The organism is Streptomyces sp. NPDC057694, assembly GCF_042799415.1.
Lineage (GTDB): Bacteria > Actinomycetota > Actinomycetes > Streptomycetales > Streptomycetaceae > Streptomyces.
Window position 1 is genome coordinate 332890 of the sequence record NZ_JBHVIX010000004.1, and the last position, 16544, is coordinate 349433.

Here is a 16544-nt window from a genome sequence, read left to right on the forward strand (position 1 = left end):
CTTCCCCGTCAGACGATCGGCTCGTGGACGGTGACGAGCTTGGTGCCGTCGGGGAAGGTGGCCTCGACCTGCACGTCGTGGATCATCTCGGGGATGCCGTCCATGACGTCGTCGCGGGTGAGCAACTTCCTCCCGGACGCCATGAGTTCCGCGACGGTGCGGCCGTCTCGGGCGCCCTCCAGAATGTGGGAGGTGAGCAGCGCGACGGTTTCGGGGTGATTGAGCTTCAGACCCCTGGCCCGACGCTTCTCGGCCACGTCGGCGGCCACATGGATGAGCAGTCTTTCCTGCTCGTGCGGGGTCAGCTGCACGGTCCCACCTCACAGTCTTCGCTCCGGGCCGTGCGGGGCCCGGCTGCCGCGGCCACCGCGACGGATATAGATGTAACACACAAGAAATGCGCATGATCTTGCGCACCCCGGTTACGAAAACCCCTGGTGGCGTGGGCCGCAGGCTAATGCTGCGGAGTTTCGGTGACGTTAACCGTTGCTTGACCGCGCCATGGTGATCAACTGACCTCCCGCATACTCACCAGGCCGCGCAGCCCCGCCTCGAGGGACTCGACGGGCACCCGGTCGAAGAGCGCCTGCTGGGCGAGGAAACCCTGCGCCGCGGCGACCAGCACCCGCGCGACGGCGTCCGGGTCCGCGTCGGCGCTCATCATCCCCGCCCGCTGATACCCCTCGACGATCTTCACCCAGGCCGCGGTGACCTTGGTGAATCCTTCCTGGATGACCTCCGCGAGCTCCGGATCGCGCAGCGTCTCGGTCCACACCTGGATCATCAGACGGGCGAAGACGGGAACGCCCGCCTCGCGCAGCCCGGGGCGCAGCCCGTGCACATCGCGGAGCACCTTGTCGATCAGCTCGTACGGCGGCGGGGGCGGAGTCTGCCGGCCGGCCTCTTCGTACACCGACCGGACGTCGGCGAGCACCTCGGTGACGATGGCACGGATCAGCTCCCCCTTGCCGCTGAAGTAGCGGTAGACCGCTCCGGCGGACAGGCCGACCTCCTTCAGCACGTCCTGCATCGAGGTGGCGTGGAAGCCGTTGCGGGCGAAGCAGAGCGCGGCGCCGTCCAGGATCTGCCGGCGGCGGGCGTCGAGGTGCTCTTGGGATACACGGGCCATGCCGCTCAAGTTAAAACGAACATTCATTCTTGACAACTGCGGGTCCGGGTGCCGACAGTGAGGTCAGCTCGTAAAACGAACGCTCATTCTTTGACGATCACGCCTCCCCAGGGGACCCCATGCCAGCCCTGACCCGGAAATCCGCCGCGACCATCCTGCTCGTCCCGCTGCTCGCCGCCCTCGCCCTGTGGGCCTTCGCCTGGCCCGCCACCCGGACCGCACCGCGCGATCTGCCGCTCGGCGTCGCCGGTCCGCCGGCCGCGACGGCCCCGCTCGCCCGGCAACTGGACGCGCGGAAGGGCTCGTTCGAGATACACCGGTACGCCGACGAGGCCGCCGCACGGGCCGCGATCGAGGACCGGGCCGTGTACGGGGCGGTGGTGGTGACCCCGGGTGGACCGAAGCTGCTGACCGCGTCGGCGGCGAGCCCGGTCGTCGCCCAGTTGCTGGAGCAGGCGGTGACCGCCCAGGCACCGGCGGGGACGAAGGTGACCACCGTCGACGTGGTGCCCGCGCCCGCCGCCGATCCCCGCGGCTCCGCCTTGAGTTCGAGCGTGCTGCCGCTCGCCATCGCGGGGGTCGCGGGCGGTTCGGTCGTCACTCTGTTCCGGCTGCGCGGGGTGCGCGCCGCGCTCACGCTGGTCCTGGCCTCGGCCGTGGTGGGCATCGCGGCTGCCGCGCTCGCGGACAGCTGGCTCGGAGTGCTGACCGGCGACTGGTGGGCCCAGGCCGGGGTGCTGGGCCTTTCGTCGCTCGCGGTGGGCGCCACCGTCGCCGGTCTCGCCGCGCTGATCGGCCCGGCCGGGATCGGGGTCGGCGCACTGCTGATGGTGCTGCTCGGCAACCCGTTCTCCGGAGTGGCCTCGGCGCCACAGCTGCTGCCCGAACCGGTGGGATCGCTCGGCCAGTTGCTGCCGCCCGGCGCCGGCGGCACCCTGCTCCGGTCGGTCGCCTACTTCGACGGGGCGCGCGCCGGGGCGCCGGCGATCACGCTCGCGGCGTGGGCGGGGCTCGGGCTGCTCGCCGTCCTGCTCGGGGGGCTGCGCGCCCGGCGGGAGCCGGCCCGCCAGGAGCCGTCCGCCGCGGCCCGGACACCTCAGCCGGTGGGCTGAGCCACCGCCCCGAGAGGGGCGGACACCGATCGACCGCGCGTCCCCGCTGTAGCGGACGGGGACGCGCGGTCTTTTTTGTTCAGTAGGGCGGGTCGCTCAGGGGCGGGGTGCTCAGGGGCGGGGTGCTCAGGGGCGGGTCGCTCAAGGGCGGGATGCGGCTACCTGGTCTCGGGGCCGCGGCGCTCGGCCGCGATCCCGAACCGCTGACGTTCGCCCGGAGCGGACGACAGGGAGCCCATGCGGGAGACGGAACTGATCACCGGCTCCTCGGCCAGGACCCCGGCCCGGTCGCCCATTTCTTCGAGTCGCTCCAGGTCAGCCGCCGAGACCAGGGCGATGAGCGGCTTGCCGTGCCGGGTGACGACCACGCGCTCCCCGCCGTACACCACGCGGTTGATCAGGTCGGCGAGCTCAGCCCTGGCTTGCGTCACCGGAATCTCGTAGGCCATGCTCCCCATCGTACGTGATGTACGTCCTGTACATTTTTTACAGGGGCGGCGTCCACCGCGCCCGGATCGCCATTGGAGGCACCATGACCCGCCCGTCCGGCCGTTATGTCCTGCCCGAGTTCACCGAGCGCACCGCGTCGGGCCAGCGCACGCTCGACCCCTACTCCAAGCTCCTGGAAGAGCGCATCGTCTTCCTCGGGACACCGATCGACGACACCTCGGCGAACGATGTGATGGCGCAGCTGATGCACCTCGAGTACACGGCGCCGGAGCGGGACATCTCGCTGTACATCAACTCCCCCGGCGGCTCGTTCAGCGCGATGACGGCGATCTACGACACGATGCAGTACGTCAGTTGCGAGGTGGAGACGACCTGTCTGGGACAGGCCGCGTCCGTCGCCGCGGTGCTGCTGGCCGCGGGAGCGCCGGGCAAGCGGATGATGCTCCCCGGCTCGCGCGTGGTGCTCGACCAGCCCGCGCTGCCGGAGCCGGCCCAGGGACAGCCCACGGACCTGGAGATCCAGGCCCGGGAAATCATGCGCACGCGGGCGCAGTTGGAGGAGCTGCTCGCACGCCACTCGGGCCGGCCGACGGAGCGGATCAGCGCGGACATCGAGCGGGACACCGTACTCACGGCCCAACAGGCCCTGGAATACGGCCTGGTGGATCACGTCCTGCAGAACCGCAAGAACACGCACGGCGCACCGGGCGCGAGGTGAGGCGGCCGTGTATCCACCGGAACTGCCGCCGCTGCCCGCGCTGACCCGCGCCGAGTGCGAGCTGGTGGACAGCTATCTGGCCGTGGTCGATCTGCTGGCGCGCATCAACCCCGCGCGCGGCGACGACACGTATCGGGGCCTGCGCGCGGCCCAGGCGCTGGTCAGCCGGGCGACGGCGCTCCGGGACGCCCTGACCCTGATGCACCAGCGGGGCGAGAGCCGGGTGCACGCGGCGACCCTGGAGCGGGCGCTGCGCGTTCTGGACGGGGAGAGGCGAACACGGGCAGTCACTTTGCCGCCAGAAAACGTCACCTGACGGACAGTTGAAGTCGTCCGACGTCCTTTGGCGGCCAAGTCGTCCGCGTCCCCTGCGAAACGGCCCAGATGGGGTACCGCCGGATGGCGTAGATGTGCGTAGACCCTGAAGACCGTAAGAGTTGCGCGACGGCGGTAGGCGCATCCCGGAATTTTCGGTTCCGCCCCTGGTGCGGGCATGGTCGCGGCTGGCCGCCGGTTCCCGAAAGCCGCACTGTCCACCTGAACGGGTCAAGCGTGAGGAGCCTCACTTACCGCCGGTTCAGCTCGGCTTTCGCCTCAGAGGTGGGTCAAGATCCCTTCCGACGACAAGCCCCCGCCACCGCGGCGGGGCGGTCCGTGCGGACGCCGAGTCCTGCCGCCGCCCGGATGCCAGGTCGACAGGAGTGGATCGGCAGGAGTGGAGGACCCAGGCACGACGGGCCGCCGCAGCAGCCGCTGCGAGCAGTCCTTGGGGTGAAGCCGCGTCCCGCGGCCGGGCATCTTCGCCAGCCCGAACCCGACAGGTCATCCTTCGCAGGCGGCTGACGAAGGGTTGCGCATGTCCGCGCTCAATCGTGTCCCCTCGCTGCTGACCCGGGCCGGCACCGCCTCGGCCCTGACCCTCGCCGTCGCGAGCGCCGGGCTCATGGTCCCCGGTGCCGCGCCCGAGGCGTCGGCGGCCGTGGCCTCGACCAAGGCACTCCAGGTCGCGGCCTCGAAGAAGGGAGCGCCGTACAAGTGGGGCGCCACCGGGCCGCGCCGGTTCGACTGCTCGGGCCTCACGCTCTACTCGTTCAAGCGGGCGGGCAAGAAGCTGCCCCGCACCGCCGCGCAGCAGTACAACAAGACCCGCCATGTCTCCGCATCCCACCGCAAGCGTGGTGACCTGGTCTTCTTCCACTCCGGCCGGAGCGTCTACCACGTCGGCATCTACGCCGGTAAGGGACGCATGTGGCACTCCCCGAAGACCGGGGACGTGGTGAAGCTGCAGAAGATCTGGACCAAGAGCGTCTGGTACGGCCGGGTGCGCTGACCCGGCACCGTCGCCCCCTTTTCATGGTGGCGGGCCGGGCGCCAGGCCCGCCACCATGCCTCGACCGGCCGGAAGGGGTTACCTGGAGAGCATGGACGAACGGAACGAGACGCCCCTGGAGCGAGCCGACCGGAACTTCGGCGAGCTTCTGCAGGAACTCCGTGTCACGCAGACCGGGGTGCAGTTCCTGTTCGCCTTTCTCCTCACGCTCGCTTTCACCCAGCGCTTTCCCGCACTCGACACGGTGCAGCGCGCCGTCTATGTGACGACGCTGCTCCTCGCGGTCGTGGCGGCCGCGCTGCTGATGGCGCCCGCGGCGCTGCACCGGGTGCTGTTCCAGCTGGGGGCGAAGTCCCGGATCGTACGGGTCTCGTCGCGGCTCGCCGCCTGCGGCATGGCCGCGCTCGCCCTCGCGCTCACGGGTTCGGTGCTGCTCGTGGTCGATGTGACGGTCGGCCGGGGCGGCGGCATCGCCGCGGGCGCCGGAACGTTCCTGGTGTGCGTGGGGCTGTGGGGGGTTCTTCCCGGGCTCCTGCGCCGGTCCCTGGCCGGGCGGGCAGCGCCCCCGGACGACGAGGCGTCCGGCTGACCCGCGCTCAGCGGCTGGCCGGGCGGATGTCTCCGCCGGCCGCGGTGCTCTTCCAGGGCAGTGCGATCCACACCGTCTTGCCGCCCTCGGGCGTCGGACAGACCGAGAGTCTGCCGCCGCACTCGGCCGTGAGACAGCGGATGATGACCATGCCGCGCCCATTGTCCTGCTGCACCGCGGCGGGCAGCCGCTTGGGGTAGCGGGGATGGCTGTCGGTGACGCCGATCCGCAGCCGCTCGTCCCGCTCCAGTTCCAGCTCGACGGTGAAGGTGGGGGACAGACCGCGGGTGTGCTGCACCGCGTTCGTCGCGAGTTCGGAGACGATCAGCCGGACCGTGTCGGCGGTGTCGCCGTCACCCGGCATGCCCCACTCCGTCAGCACGTTGCTCACGTACCTCCGGGCCGTCGAGACCGACGCGGGATCGCTCGGCAGTGTTACTGATGCTTCCTGGTGGTCTGCCATGGCGAAGTCGTCCCTTTCCTGTCGGGGCCGCTCGACCGCCCGCCGCGGATCCTTCATTCACCGGCCCCGGCTACTGCTTCGCGCCAGCGTGCCACTTGGATGCGCTTCCAGGGTGGCGATCCCCCAAGATATGCATATATCTGTCGCTCGAAGCGGTGAACTCTGCGACGGTAGCCCGTATTTGGGCGAGCGAACGCCGGTTCCTCTACCGTCTGCTCTGGAGCCGTCCCCGACGGGCCGGGAGGGAGAACGGCCAGGCGGCCTGAGGACCAGAGGAGTCAGCATGAAGTACGGTCCCGCGGTACGTCGCCGCAAGCTGGGTGCCGAATTGCGCGCACTGCGCGTGGGCGCCGGGCTCACCAGTGGTGAGGCCGCGCGACTCGTCGGATGGCACCAGTCGAAGGTGAGCCGGATCGAGACAGGACGAAGCGGCGTGAAGGCATCGGACGTACTCCGTCTGCTCGACGCCTTCGACGCGAAGGACCCACAACTACGCCAACTCGTGGTGGCGTTGGCGGGGGCGGAGGATGCCGGCGGGCATCACTGGTGGCACGCGTACCGCGGGCTGCTGCCGCCCACGTACCGCGACTTCATCAGTCTGGAGTCGCAGGCGTGCCGGATCAGGACGCTGGAGACCAGTGTGATGCCGGGCCTGCTGCAGACGAAGGAGTACGCCTACGCGGTGACGCGATCCGTACTGGGCGGCATGGCCGAGCGACATATCGAGGCACTGGTGGAGGTGCGTCTCGCACGCCAGGAGGTGTTGCGCGCACAGACCCCCCTGCAGTTGACGGCCATCCTCGACGAGGCGGTACTGCGACGCGAGGTGGGCGGAAAAGGCATTCTGCAAAGGCAATTGGCACATTTGGCCGAGGTGGCCCGGATGCCGCATGTCCGGATTCAGGTGCTTCCCTTCTCGGCAGGTGGGCACATCGGCATCACCGGGCCTTTCGTTGTGTTCTCATTTCCGAACACAACTGATCTGGATGTGGTTGTTCTCGACCATTTGACGAGTAGTCTCTACCTCGAGCGGAAAGAAGACCTCAAGGCGTACACGGACGCCTTCGAAGCTCTTCAGGGGCACGCTCTTTCGCCCGAGGACTCGCTGGAGTTCATCGCACAGATCGCCGGATAGCCGGGTGTGCGGGGTCGCCGACGCTCCGTCACGCTCCGGCCTGCGTCAGGGAGGCACCATGAATGCACTGCCTCGGTACGTTTCCGACAGCATGTCGCTGAGCGGCGCACGGTGGCGGCGCAGCAGCCGCAGCACGGGCGCCAACAACTGCGTCGAGGCGGCCCCCTTGCCTTCGGGGCCCGCGGCCGGCCTGCTGGCCGTCCGCGATTCCAAGAACACGGCGGGACCCGCCGTGCTCTTCGCTCCCTCCGCCTGGGAAGAGTTCGTCAGCTCCCTGCGCTGACCGCGCCCCGGGGAGCCGTTCGGCCGATCACCCGCACCGCCTCGGCGAGCTGCTCGTCGGTGAGGTCGGCGCGGGCGGTCAGCCGCAGTCGTGAGACGCCGTCCGGCACGGACGGCGGACGGAAACAGCCCACCGCCAGTCCCGCCGCCCGGCAGGCCGCGGCCCAGCGCACCGCATCGTCGGGCGAGGGTGCGCGCACCGAGACCACCGCCGCTTCCGGGCGGACGGCCGACAGGCCCTCATCCGCGAGGAGTTGATGCAGCGTCGCCGCGACCTCACGGGCCCGTGTCGCCCGCCGGGGTTCGCGGCGCAGCAGACGCAGCGCCGCGAGCGCGGCGCCGACGGCGGCCGGAGCGAGGCCGGTGTCGAAGATGAACGTACGCGCCGTGTTGACGAGATGCTCGATGACGGGCGCCGGGCCGAGGACCGCGCCGCCCTGACTGCCGAAGGACTTCGAGAGGGTCACGGTGGCGACGGTGCCGGGGGCGCCCGCGAGGCCCGCCGCGTGCGCGGCGCCGCGTCCGCCGGTGCCGAGGACGCCGAGTCCGTGCGCGTCGTCGACGATCAGTCCGGCCCCGAACTCATCTGCCACTGAACCCAGTTCGGCCAGTGGTGCCCGGTCGCCGTCCACGGAGAAGACCGTGTCGCTGACCACCACGGCCGGGCCGTCGTGCGTGCCGAGCGCCGTGCGGACGGCCTCGGGGTCGGCGTGCGGCACGACCCGGGTGGTGGCGCGGGACAGCCGGCAGCCGTCGATCAGGGAGGCGTGGTTGGCCGCGTCGGAGACGATCAGCGAGCCGTGCGGGGCGAGCGCCGTGACGGCCGCGAGGTTCGCCGCGTAGCCGGACGACAGCACGAGCGCGGCCTCGAAACCGCAGAACTCGGCCAGCTCGCGCTCCAGATGGGCGTGCAGCTCGGTGGTGCCGGTGACCAGCCGGGAGCCGGTGGCACCCCCGCCCCAGCGGCGCGCCGCCTCGACCGCCCCCGCGACGGTCTCGGGATGCCGGGCGAGGCCCAGATAGTCGTTGCTCGCGAGATCGAGCAGCGGGGAGTCGGCGGGACGCGGGCGCAGGGTGCGGACGAGTCCGGCGGCCTCGCGGGCGCGCCGCTGCTCGCCGAGCCAGCCGAAGGCCGGGGCGAGGGCGGGGGCAGGGGTGCTGTGCGCTGGAGCCATGACTCCCTCTGTTTGTAGGTAATGCACAGACCCTAGTCGCCCCGCCACCGGCCCAGGATGTGGCAATACCCACACGTCGAGCACCGTCCTTTGTACGAACTCTCCTTTCGCCGGGACACCTCCATGAGCCAGGATCAGGGCCCATGGACCTGCTGAACACGCTGGTGGACAAGGGGCTTCGGCGCGAGGTGCCGAGCCGTGAAGAGGCGCTCGCCGTACTGGCGACGCCCGACGACGAACTGCTCGACGTGGTGGCCGCGGCCGGCAAGGTGCGCCGTCAGTGGTTCGGGCGCCGGGTGAAGCTGAACTATCTGGTGAACCTCAAGTCGGGCCTGTGCCCGGAGGATTGCTCGTACTGCTCCCAGCGGCTCGGCTCGAAGGCCGAGATCCTCAAGTACACCTGGCTGAAGCCGGACGAGGCGTCGCAGGCGGCCGCCGCGGGGGTCGCGGGCGGTGCCAAGCGGGTCTGCCTGGTGGCGAGCGGGCGCGGCCCCACGGACAAGGACGTCGACCGGGTCGCGGCGACCATCGACGCGATCAAGTCGGAGAACGAGGGCGTCGAGGTGTGCGCCTGTCTCGGTCTGCTCTCCGACGGGCAGGCGGAGCGGCTGCGCGGCGCGGGCGCCGACGCCTACAACCACAACCTGAACACGTCCGAGGCGACGTACGGCGACATCACCACGACGCACACGTACGCCGACCGGGTCGACACCGTGCAGAAGGCGCACGCGGCCGGTCTGTCCGCCTGCTCCGGTCTGATCGCCGGGATGGGCGAGAGCGACGAGGACCTGGTCGACGTCGTCTTCGGGCTCCGTGAGCTGGACCCGGACTCGGTGCCGGTGAACTTCCTGATCCCCTTCGAGGGGACGCCGCTGGCCAAGGAGTGGAACCTGACGCCGCAGCGCTGCCTGCGGATTCTGGCCATGGTCCGGTTCGTCTGCCCGGACGTGGAGGTGCGGATCGCGGGCGGGCGCGAGGTGCATCTGCGCACGATGCAGCCGCTGGCGCTGCACATCGCCAACTCGATCTTCCTGGGCGACTACCTGACCAGTGAGGGCCAGGCGGGCCGGGCCGACCTGGAGATGATCGCGGACGCGGGGTTCGAGGTGGAGGGCACCGACCAGGTGACGCTGCCCGAGCACCGGGCGGGCGGTGGCTGCGGCTCGGTCTGCGGGTCCGAGGAGAACGCCGAGGCCCCCGGGACACCCGAGGTGTCGGAGGCACGGACCGACCTGGTCGCCGTACGCCGCCGGGGTGCCGGGACGGATCTCGCGCCCAATGCCTGATCCGCGTATCGAGGAACTGCTCCGGCTCGACCGGGATCACGTCTGGCATCCGTACGGCCCCATGCCGGGACGGCAGCAGCCCCTGGTCGTCGAGTCGGCGTCCGGGGTGCGGCTGCGGGTCGCCGGGCACGGCGAGCTGGTCGACGGGATGTCGTCGTGGTGGTCGGCGATCCACGGCTACAACCACCCCGTCCTCAACGAGGCGGCGCGCGGGCAGCTGGACCGGATGAGCCATGTGATGTTCGGCGGGCTCACCCACGAACCCGCGGTGCGGCTCGCGCAGCGGCTCGTCGAGATGTCACCGGCCGGTCTTGAACACGTGTTCCTCGCCGACTCGGGGTCCGTGTCGGTCGAGGTGGCGCTGAAGATGTGCCTGCAGTACTGGCGTTCGCTCGGGCGGCCGGAGAAGCGCCGGATGCTGACCTGGCGCGGCGGCTACCACGGGGACACCTGGCAGCCGATGTCCGTGTGCGACCCCGAGGGCGGGATGCACGGCCTGTGGGCCGGTGTGCTGCCGGAGCAGGTGTTCGCGGACGCGCCGCCGAGCGCGTACGAGGAGTCGTACGCGGAGCATCTGCGGGCCACCGTCGAGCGGCACGCGCACGAGCTGGCCGCCGTGATCGTGGAGCCGGTGGTGCAGGGGGCCGGCGGGATGCGGTTCCACTCCCCCGCGTATCTGCGGGTGCTGCGGGAGGCGTGCGACGCGCACGACGTGCTGCTGGTGTTCGACGAGATCGCTACGGGCTTCGGGCGCACCGGCGCGTTGTTCGCGGCGGAGCATGCCGCGCTCACCCCGGATGTGATGTGTGTCGGCAAGGCGCTGACCGGCGGCTATCTGACCCTGGCCGCGACGCTGTGCACGGCGCGGGTGGCTCAGGGCATCTCGCGCGGCGAGGTGCCGGTGCTCGCGCACGGGCCGACGTTCATGGGCAATCCGCTGGCCGCCGCCGTGGCCTGCGCCTCGATCGATCTGCTGCTCGGGCAGGACTGGCTCGCCGAGGTGAAGCGGATCGAGGCCGGACTGCGTGATGGTCTGTCGGCGGCCCTGGATGTGACCGGAGTTCGGGACGTGCGGGTGCTCGGCGCGATCGGTGTCGTGCAGCTCGACCACGAGGTGGATGTCGCCGCGGCCACGCGTGCCGCGGTGGCGGAGGGGGTGTGGGTGCGGCCGTTCCGGGATCTCGTCTACACCATGCCGCCGTACGTCACCGGTGACGAGGATCTGGCGCGGATCACGCGTGCGGTGTGCGCCGCCGCGCGGGAAGGGTGAACGGACATGACCGTATGGGTGGTCACCGGGACGGGGACCGAGATCGGCAAGACCGTGACGACGGCGGCGCTGGCGGCGGTCGCCGTGCGGGCCGGGCGTTCGGTGGCGGTGCTCAAGCCCGCCCAGACCGGGGTCGCGCCGGGTGAGCCGGGCGATGTCGACGAGGTGGTGCGGCTTGCCGGTGAGCAGGTGACCGGGGTGGAGCTGGCCCGGTATCCGGAGCCGCTCGCGCCGGGGACGGCGGCGGCCCGGGCCGGGCTCCCGCCGGTGCGGCCTGCCGAGATCGCCGAGGCGGCCGTCAAGCTGGCGGCGTCGCACGATCTGGTGCTGATCGAGGGTGCGGGCGGGCTGCTCGTGCACTTCGACGGGGAGGGTTCCACGCTCGCGGATGCCGCGCGGCTGGTCGGGGCGCCGGTGCTCGTGGTGGCGCGGGCCGGGCTCGGGACGCTGAACTCGGTGCAGTTGACCGCGGAGGCGCTGCGCTCGCGGGGGCTGGTGCAGGCCGGGGTGGTCATCGGCAGCTGGCCCGGGGAGCCGGGGCTCGCGGAGCGGTGCAATGTGGCTGACCTGCCGATCGTGGCCGGGGCGCCGCTGCTCGGTGCGGTGCCTGCGGGGGCCGGGCGGCTCGGGGTGCCCGGGTTTCGGGCCGCGGCCCGGGGGTGGGTCGGTCCCGAGCTGGACGGGGTGTGGGATGCGGCCACCTTCGCCCGGAGGTGGGGTCCGCCGGCGCGCGCCGAGAGCTGATCGCACGGTTGTCGTTCGACCGCGCGCCGGTGGGGGCTGGTCGCGCAGTTCCCCGCGCCCCTGGGTTGTCGATCGCGCGCGGCCCGGTGGCCGCTTCTCGCGCAGTTCCCCGCGCCCCTGGAAGCGAGCTCCGCTCGCCCAGGGGCGGCCGAGCGGAGCGCAGCCTTCAGGGGTGTCGGGGGGAAGGCGCGCGCAGCGCAGGCCTTCAGGGGCGAGAGCCGCACCCGACCACCAGGAAGAGCAGCGCGAAGCGCACGCTCCAGGGGCGCGGGGAACTGCGCGGCCAGCCACGACGAAACCGGCACCCGGCCACTGGAAACGCGCCGCGCGGGGAACACTCCGGGCAACACGTTCCAGACCCCGGAAACGTCGAGAGACGAAGGAGGCGCACGATGGCGGATCGGCCTCGGAAAGTGGCAGGGGATGCCGTACGTCACCCGGTGTTCGCCCGGTTCTACGCGGGCCTCAGTGAACGGATCGAGCCGTTCATGGGCCCCGTGCGGAGCGAACTGCTCGCCGGGCTCTCGGGCCGGGTGCTCGAGGTCGGCGCGGGGAACGGGCTGAACTTCGGCCACTACCCCGCCACCGTCTCCGAGGTCGTCGCCATCGAACCGGAGCGGGCCCTGCGCAGGCTGGCCGTCGAGGCGGGCCGGCGCGCGGAGGTCCCGGTGGATGTGGCGCCGGGCGCCGCGGAGGCGCTGCCGGTCAAGAGCGAGGGCTACGACGCCGTCGTGCTCTGCATCGTGCTGTGCAGCGTGCGCGATGTGGCGCGGGCGCTGAGTGAGGTACGGCGTGTACTGCGACCCGGCGGCGAGGTGCGGTTCTTCGAGCACGGGCGGGCTCCGGGCCGCGGGATGCGCGGGGTGCAGACGGGCCTCGACCGGACGGTGTGGCCGCTGCTCTTCGGCGGCTGTCACACCGGGCGCGACACCGTGGCCGAGGTGCGCGCCGCCGGTTTCGAGGTCGGGGAGTACCGGGAGCTGATCGTGCCGGATCGCGGGCCGCGGCTGCCGACCTCGTACTGCGTGCTCGGCACGGCCCGACGCCCGTACCAGCACGACTGAGAACTCACCGGCTCCAGCCGTGCAGTTCCTTCTCGATGTCAGCGACGCTCGCGCCGTCGTGCTTCACCAGCCGGGCGAGTTCTCTGACCTGCTCCGGAGACGTGGTCACCCGGACGCCGCTCGCGACCAGGTAGGCGTAGGCGACGGCGGTGGCGTACATCGCGTTCGACCGCTCCAACGCAGGTACGTGGATGAGGAGTTGAAGCAGTGCGGCGGCGCGGGCCTGCGGGGTGTCGTAGACCGGGAGGTCGAGAATCCGCGCGGAGTGCCGGGACACCGCCGCCACGAGGGCGCCCCAGTCCGTGACCTGCGGGTCGCCGGGGGTTTTCTGTTCGGCGACCATCAGCAGCCAGGCGAGGTCGACCGTGAAGTGCGGGGCGCCGCTCGCGTCACTCAACGGGGCGGCGCCGGCCTTCGGTGTCCGGGCCGAACTCCTCGGCGAAGACGGTCTCGTAGCGCTGCATGAAGTCGGCCGCGGCGTCGACGAACATGCGGCCCTGCTCGCCCGCGTCCCGCCGGACGAGCTCTTCGATGTAGCGGTTCACGCTCATCCCGCGGGCCAGGGCCCGCTCCCGGGCGGCGCGCGCGGTGTCCGCGTCCACCCGGACGTTCAGCTGCGTCTTCGGCATGCCATCACGCTAGCGTCCGTCCGCTAGCACCGGCAAGAGCGGTACGGCGCCGGGTCAGCCGTGCAGGGCCGCCTCCGCGATGGCCGGGAGCGCCAGGTAGCACAGGTCGCGGTACTGCATGTCGGCCCAGGCGTCGCCGTGCGGCCAGGCCGAGGTCTTGACGACGACCACGCGCCGGTCGCGGTCGGCGTACACGAACTGGCCGCGCATGCCGTCCGCGATGACGCGCCGGCCCGCCGGGTCCAGGGGCCACCAGTGGTGGCCGAACCCGGCGTGCGCGGTCAGCGAGACCGGCAGCCGGCCCGGGTGCAGGAACGGCTCCCCGGGGCGGCTCGACGTGTCGGTCCACTCCTGCGGGACGAGGGCGCGACCGCCCCAACTGCCGTCCATCTGGAGCCAGCCGAGGCGCGCCCAGTCGCGGGCCGTCGCCGCCAGCGAGCCGCCCGCCATGGCGACGCCGTGCGGGTCGTGGCCGACGATCGCCGGGTGCTCGGCGCCGAGGGCGTCCCAGAGGCGGGACAGGTGGGTGGCGAAGTCGAGGCCGGTGGCGCGTTCGCGGACCCAGTCGAGGACGAGCGAGTCGGCGGTGCAGTACGTGAAGGACGTGCCCGGTGTCCGGCCCGGCGGGATGGACGTGAGCTGTTCGCGCAGGCCGCCCTTGCCCTCGCGGACGGGGGCGACCAGGCGGGCGGCGGGCGAGTCCGGGTCGCGGTGGTCCTCCGCCCAGTCCACTCCGGTGGTCATCGCCAGGAGATGACGGACCGTCACCTCGCGGTAGCCGCAGGCCGGGTCGTCGAGTTCGGGGACGTACGACCGTGCGGGCGTGTCGATGTCGAGGTCCGGGATGTCCCCGACCAGCAGGGCGAGGGCCGACTTGGTGGCGGAGTTGCCGAGCAGCCGGTCCTCGGGCGTGACGCCGTGGAAGTAGCGCTCGTGCACCAGGGTGCCGTCGACGATCACCACGAGCGAGGTGGTGCAGGTGAGGTCGAGGAACTCGTCGAGGTCCATGGTCCGTCCGGCGCCGGTGATCCGGGCGGCGAGCGGACGCTCGGCGCGGGGCCAGGGCTGCGGGGCGACGGCCCGGGGGATCTCGGTGGAGCAGGGGATCAGCCGCTGCGGTTCGCGCAGCGACTCGACGTCGGGGCGGGGCCGGGAATCGGCGGGTGCCGTGGCCATCAGGCGCCTTCTTCCACGAGTTCGGGGGTGCTGTCGCCCTTCCGGCCGGGGGTGTCCGAGAGGAGCTGCCGGGTGTACGGGTGCGAGGGCCGGTCCAGCACCTCGGCGGTCGGGCCCTCCTCCACGATCCGGCCGTCGGAGAGGACGGCGACCCGGGTGGCGAGGGAGCGGACGAGGGCGAGGTTGTGGGTGACGAACAGCATCGACAGGCCGCGGCTGGTGCGCAGGTCGTCGAGCAGGGTCACGATCGAGGCCTGCACGGAGACGTCCAGTGCGGAGGTCACCTCGTCGCAGATCAGCAGCTCGGGTTCGCAGGCCAGCGCGCGGGCGATCGCGACGCGCTGGCGCTCGCCGCCGGAGAGCCGGTCGGGGCGCAGGTCGGCGACCCCGGGCGAGAGCATGACCTGGGCGAGGAGTTCGTGCACGCGCTCGGTGGCGGCCGCGCCGCGGGCGAGGCCGAACAGTTCGAGCGGCCGCCGGATGATCTTGCCGACCGTCATCCGGGGGTTCAGCGCGAGATACGGGTTCTGGAACACGTACTGGACGGACTTGCGCAGGTCGCGGCCGCGCTGCCGGGCGCCGGGCGGCATCGGCGCGTCCTGGAAGGTGACGCTGCCGGTCCACTCGTCGTGCAGGCCGCCGATGGCCCGCGAGAGGGTCGACTTGCCGCTGCCGGACTGGCCGACGACGGCCACGCATTCGTTGCGGCCGACGGTCAGGTCGATGCCGTGCAGGATCTGCCGGGAGCCGTAGTGGGCGGTCAGCCCCTCGACCGTGAGGACCGGGGCGGGGCGCTCGGTGGCGGCGGGCGGGGCGACGGTGAAGGTCAGCGGGCGGGCGCGGACGTGGTCCACCCGACGGCAGCGTGCGCGCACGTCGCTGCCGGTGACGGCGGTCAGCTCCGGCTCGCCCTCGGCGCACGCCTCTTCGGCGAAGTCGCAGCGGTCGCGGAACCGGCAGCCGGTGGGGCGCCGGCCCGGCGAGGGCGTGCTGCCGGGGATGCCGGTGAGCACGCGGGCCTCGTTGACGCTGGGGACGGCGGTGAGCAGCGCGCGGGTGTACGGGTGCGAGGGCGTCGCGAAGACGGTCTCGCGCGGTCCGATCTCGACGATGCGGCCCGCGTACATCACCGCGACGCGGTGCGCGAACTCGCCGACGACGGCGAGGTCGTGGGTGACGTAGACGGCCGCCACGTCATGCCGGGCGCACAATTCCCGCACGGTGGCGAGGACATGGGCCTGGGTGGTGACGTCGAGGCCGGTCGTCGGCTCGTCCAGGACGAGGACCTTGGGGCGCAGCGCGAAGGCCATGGCGATGCCGACGCGCTGCAACTGTCCGCCGGAGAGCTGGTGGGGGTAGCGGCGCAGGAACGCGTCGTCGTCGGGGAGGGCGACCTCGGCGAGGACCTCGCGGACGCGGGCGTCGCGTTCGGCCGGGGTGCCCGCGTGGTGGACGTCGAGCACTTCGCGGATCTGGCTGCCGACGCGCATCACGGGGTTGAGGGAGGCGGCCGGGTCCTGGGGGACGTAGGCGACCTCGGAGCCGCGGCGCCTGCGGGCCTCCGCGGGCGGGGCGCCGAGCAGTTCGCGTCCGTCGAGGACGACCTGGCCCGCGTCGACGCGGGCGCCTCGGCGGGTGTGGGCGAGCAGCGCCGTGGCGATGGTGGTCTTGCCGCTGCCGGACTCGCCGACCAGAGCGAGGATTTCGCCCGCGGCCACGTCGAAGGCGATGTCGTCGACGACGTCGGGGCCGGTACGGCCGAGCACTACGCGGAGGCCGGTGACGGAGCAGGAGGCTGCGGTACCCGTGCCGGTGCCGGGTTCTATGTCGGTGATCGGGGGGGTCATGAGGTGGCTCCCGTTGATGTGCGTTGCGGGCTGCGGGTGCGTCGTGGCTGGTCGCGGGGGTTCCCCCCCCCCCCCCCCCCACCCCCCCCCCCCCCCAAAACCAGGGGAACCACCCAGAGACCCCCCCCACCCTCCCCCCCCCCAA

At 71.9% G+C, this 16544-nt stretch carries 20 protein-coding genes and 1 riboswitch; of the genes, 11 read left to right on the forward strand and 9 right to left on the reverse strand.

Features of this window, described 5'->3' with window-relative positions:
* Positions 1–8 precede the first annotated feature (8 nt).
* Positions 9–311, reverse strand: a complete 303-nt coding sequence (locus tag ACFVDP_RS13660; protein WP_383488112.1) for an urease subunit gamma — start codon at positions 309–311, stop codon at positions 9–11.
* A 197-nt stretch (positions 312–508) separates the two neighbouring features.
* A complete protein-coding gene (locus tag ACFVDP_RS13665) occupies positions 509–1129 on the reverse strand; it encodes a TetR/AcrR family transcriptional regulator (RefSeq protein ID WP_383488116.1) in 621 nt (206 codons plus the stop codon).
* Between the two features lie 119 nt (positions 1130–1248).
* On the opposite strand from ACFVDP_RS13665, the gene ACFVDP_RS13670 reads away from it, so the two are divergent.
* Complete coding sequence (locus ACFVDP_RS13670; RefSeq protein ID WP_383488119.1) at positions 1249–2241, forward strand: ABC transporter permease; 993 nt, start codon at positions 1249–1251, stop codon at positions 2239–2241.
* Positions 2242–2399: 158 nt separating this feature from the next.
* On the opposite strand, the gene ACFVDP_RS13675 is transcribed toward ACFVDP_RS13670, so the two are convergent.
* Positions 2400–2690, reverse strand: coding sequence for a type II toxin-antitoxin system Phd/YefM family antitoxin (locus tag ACFVDP_RS13675; protein WP_383488122.1), 291 nt, complete (start codon positions 2688–2690; stop codon positions 2400–2402).
* Between the two features lie 83 nt (positions 2691–2773).
* Between ACFVDP_RS13675 and ACFVDP_RS13680 the strand changes: the two genes are divergently transcribed.
* The 4 genes from ACFVDP_RS13680 to ACFVDP_RS13695 all read left to right on the forward strand — a co-directional run bounded on the left by ACFVDP_RS13680 (position 2774) and on the right by ACFVDP_RS13695 (position 5328).
* Complete coding sequence (locus ACFVDP_RS13680) at positions 2774–3409, forward strand: ATP-dependent Clp protease proteolytic subunit (RefSeq protein ID WP_383488125.1); 636 nt, start codon at positions 2774–2776, stop codon at positions 3407–3409.
* A gap of 7 nt (positions 3410–3416) precedes the next feature.
* On the forward strand, positions 3417–3725 hold the full coding sequence (locus ACFVDP_RS13685) for a hypothetical protein (protein WP_383488128.1): 309 nt from the start codon (positions 3417–3419) through the stop codon (positions 3723–3725).
* Between the two features lie 335 nt (positions 3726–4060).
* Positions 4061–4262, forward strand: a riboswitch (cyclic di-AMP (ydaO/yuaA leader).
* 3 nt (positions 4263–4265) lie between these two features.
* A complete protein-coding gene (locus ACFVDP_RS13690) occupies positions 4266–4739 on the forward strand; it encodes a C40 family peptidase (protein WP_383488131.1) in 474 nt (157 codons plus the stop codon).
* A 91-nt stretch (positions 4740–4830) separates the two neighbouring features.
* The gene (locus ACFVDP_RS13695) at positions 4831–5328 is read left to right on the forward strand and encodes a DUF6328 family protein (protein ID WP_383488134.1); all 498 of its coding nucleotides are present in this window, start codon (positions 4831–4833) and stop codon (positions 5326–5328) included.
* A gap of 7 nt (positions 5329–5335) precedes the next feature.
* Here the strand turns inward: ACFVDP_RS13695 and ACFVDP_RS13700 are convergent, their stop codons facing one another.
* Positions 5336–5791, reverse strand: a complete 456-nt coding sequence (locus ACFVDP_RS13700; RefSeq protein ID WP_383488137.1) for an ATP-binding protein — start codon at positions 5789–5791, stop codon at positions 5336–5338.
* A gap of 283 nt (positions 5792–6074) precedes the next feature.
* Between ACFVDP_RS13700 and ACFVDP_RS13705 the strand changes: the two genes are divergently transcribed.
* Together ACFVDP_RS13705 and ACFVDP_RS13710 are read left to right on the forward strand one after the other, a co-directional pair.
* The gene (locus ACFVDP_RS13705; RefSeq protein ID WP_383488140.1) at positions 6075–6926 is read left to right on the forward strand and encodes a helix-turn-helix domain-containing protein; all 852 of its coding nucleotides are present in this window, start codon (positions 6075–6077) and stop codon (positions 6924–6926) included.
* A gap of 58 nt (positions 6927–6984) precedes the next feature.
* The gene (locus tag ACFVDP_RS13710) at positions 6985–7209 is read left to right on the forward strand and encodes a DUF397 domain-containing protein (RefSeq protein WP_383488143.1); all 225 of its coding nucleotides are present in this window, start codon (positions 6985–6987) and stop codon (positions 7207–7209) included.
* Here the strand turns inward: ACFVDP_RS13710 and ACFVDP_RS13715 are convergent.
* Positions 7193–8383, reverse strand: coding sequence for an 8-amino-7-oxononanoate synthase (locus ACFVDP_RS13715; RefSeq protein ID WP_383488146.1), 1191 nt, complete (start codon positions 8381–8383; stop codon positions 7193–7195). The genes ACFVDP_RS13710 and ACFVDP_RS13715 overlap by 17 nt on opposite strands.
* Before the next feature lie 143 nt (positions 8384–8526).
* On the opposite strand from ACFVDP_RS13715, the gene bioB reads away from it, so the two are divergent.
* From bioB to ACFVDP_RS13735, 4 genes are all read left to right on the forward strand, one after another.
* On the forward strand, positions 8527–9669 hold the full coding sequence (gene bioB, locus ACFVDP_RS13720) for a biotin synthase BioB (protein WP_383488148.1): 1143 nt from the start codon (positions 8527–8529) through the stop codon (positions 9667–9669).
* Positions 9662–10939, forward strand: coding sequence for an adenosylmethionine--8-amino-7-oxononanoate transaminase (locus ACFVDP_RS13725; RefSeq protein ID WP_383488151.1), 1278 nt, complete (start codon positions 9662–9664; stop codon positions 10937–10939). The genes bioB and ACFVDP_RS13725 overlap by 8 nt, the downstream gene beginning before the upstream one ends.
* Positions 10940–10945: 6 nt before the next feature.
* Positions 10946–11683 (forward strand): dethiobiotin synthase, encoded by a 738-nt coding sequence (gene bioD, locus ACFVDP_RS13730; protein ID WP_383488154.1) that lies wholly within the window; start codon positions 10946–10948, stop codon positions 11681–11683.
* 392 nt (positions 11684–12075) lie between these two features.
* A complete protein-coding gene (locus ACFVDP_RS13735; protein WP_383488157.1) occupies positions 12076–12747 on the forward strand; it encodes a class I SAM-dependent methyltransferase in 672 nt (223 codons plus the stop codon).
* Positions 12748–12751: 4 nt separating this feature from the next.
* Here the strand turns inward: ACFVDP_RS13735 and ACFVDP_RS13740 are convergent, their stop codons facing one another.
* The 4 genes from ACFVDP_RS13740 to ACFVDP_RS13755 are packed head-to-tail and all read right to left on the reverse strand — an operon-like array spanning position 12752 to position 16399.
* Entirely contained in the window at positions 12752–13090 is a 339-nt protein-coding gene (locus tag ACFVDP_RS13740) for a fic family toxin-antitoxin system, toxin component (protein WP_383488566.1), read from the reverse strand.
* Between the two features lie 46 nt (positions 13091–13136).
* Complete coding sequence (locus tag ACFVDP_RS13745; RefSeq protein ID WP_351448126.1) at positions 13137–13376, reverse strand: toxin-antitoxin system HicB family antitoxin; 240 nt, start codon at positions 13374–13376, stop codon at positions 13137–13139.
* Between the two features lie 54 nt (positions 13377–13430).
* A complete protein-coding gene (locus tag ACFVDP_RS13750) occupies positions 13431–14552 on the reverse strand; it encodes a serine hydrolase domain-containing protein (protein ID WP_383488160.1) in 1122 nt (373 codons plus the stop codon).
* Positions 14552–16399 carry an ABC transporter ATP-binding protein gene (locus ACFVDP_RS13755; protein WP_383488163.1) on the reverse strand — a complete coding sequence of 616 codons (1848 nt, stop codon included), beginning with the start codon at positions 16397–16399 and terminating at the stop codon, positions 14552–14554. Before ACFVDP_RS13755 ends, ACFVDP_RS13750 begins: the two co-directional genes overlap by 1 nt.
* Positions 16400–16544 lie beyond the last annotated feature (145 nt).